Source organism: Enterococcus italicus DSM 15952, assembly GCF_000185365.1.
In the GTDB taxonomy this organism is placed as follows: Bacteria; Bacillota; Bacilli; order Lactobacillales; family Enterococcaceae; genus Enterococcus_G; species Enterococcus_G italicus.
This window is the reverse complement of sequence record NZ_GL622252.1, coordinates 1-1491: the sequence shown is the minus strand read 5'-3', so window position 1 is coordinate 1491 and position 1491 is coordinate 1. Positions and strand designations below refer to the sequence as shown.

Genomic DNA, 1491 nt, shown 5'->3' with positions numbered 1-1491 from the left:
CTCTTTGTCAAATCGGACTGATAGGTTCACCAATGAACATCGGAAGAGGGGAGGAAACTCCTTTTCCGGTGTTTTTTTATTTGTAGGTAATGAGACCATTAAGCAAGAAAATTCGCGTACGCATATTGGAGAAATTACGGAAGCCATATGCGACTCGTTTTAACGTTTTGATGTGCGTATGTAGGTTCTCTAAGCGACCGTTGGAATAAGGCTGGGTAAAAGCGAGTCGAATCCCGCTTTCATAGGTAAAGAACGCTTTTTTAACCTGCTGTAGTTCTTTGGGCAGCTCTTTGAGCTGAGAGTGAAGCAGTTGAAAGAACTGCTCACTGTCCTTGTCGCGATAAGCGGACAGGAGTTCTTGATAATAGCTGTAAGTGGCCTTCAATTCAGGAGAAATAGCAAGTAGACGATCAACCACTTCTGTTTCTGTTAAATAGCTCCAATTGAAATTTCGACGTTTTTTGAAGGTCATGAAATCCAACTTGTCTGCTGGTTTTAAAAGTAATTTGTACAAAGATTTTAATTGCCGATAGTATTTGGCTTGTTTTTTATCTTTTGTATTCAGTTGTTTCATCACCCGAATACGCACCTGATTAAAGCCTTTGTTCAAGTGTTGGACAATGTGAAAGCGATCAACGATCGCTTTGGCGTTTGGAAAACATTCCTTCATTAACGAGAAATAAGGAGCGTTCATATCTGTCACAATATAGCGCACTTTCTCACGCGCTTTACGATCAAAGCGCATAAAATAAGCGACTAAATCTTTCTTTTGACGACTAGGGAGTATATCAAATAGCTTCCCAGTATTTCCATCCATACAAGAAAAGGAAAACGTTCCATGATGGGTTGTCAACGAGCGAAATTCATCGAATAATAAGCATTTCGGCAACCAACTTTTCCTTATCTTTGTCTCAAACGCGAGCGATGATAAGGTGCGTTGCACCGTCGTCACGGATATGTGACAATGGTTCGCAATATTTTTCATGGATTGGTTCTCGGTTAATTCCTCAAGTACATGATAATGCACCTGCTTCGAGATAAAACAATGACGATTCACCAAATACGTCTGCGCTGTGAAATACTTGTGACAAGCGCGACAATGATAGCGTTGCTTCTTCAAACGCAAATACGTTTGTTTATTGGCGCAGCGATTTAAAAGAATCATCGAGACTTTCTTGCCATTACGAACAAGAGCTTCACTAGATACTTTGCATAAAGGACAACGATGAAACGTACGAATAAGGGCAGCTTCCGCAAGAATCACTTTTTTCCCCTTGTAGAAGCCCTCCTGACAGCTTAAAATTTCAATATTTTTATCTTTCACTCCAAGGATTTGTTTGATAGAATCAGATGTAGACATACAAAATTTTCCTTTCTAGATAGTGTTATGGTGATTCTATTCTAACGGAAATATTGTATGTCTTCTATGTTTTTTAAGAAGAAAATAGGACCGATAGAATTTTTTCTATCAGTCCTATAAATTATAGAGCC

Annotated in this window: 1 protein-coding gene; it reads right to left on the bottom strand. The window is 39.0% G+C overall.

The features are described 5' to 3' along the window. Positions 1-76: 76 nt before the first annotated feature. Complete coding sequence (locus HMPREF9088_RS11065; protein ID WP_007209344.1) at positions 77-1360, bottom strand: ISL3 family transposase; 1284 nt, start codon at positions 1358-1360, stop codon at positions 77-79. Positions 1361-1491 lie beyond the last annotated feature (131 nt).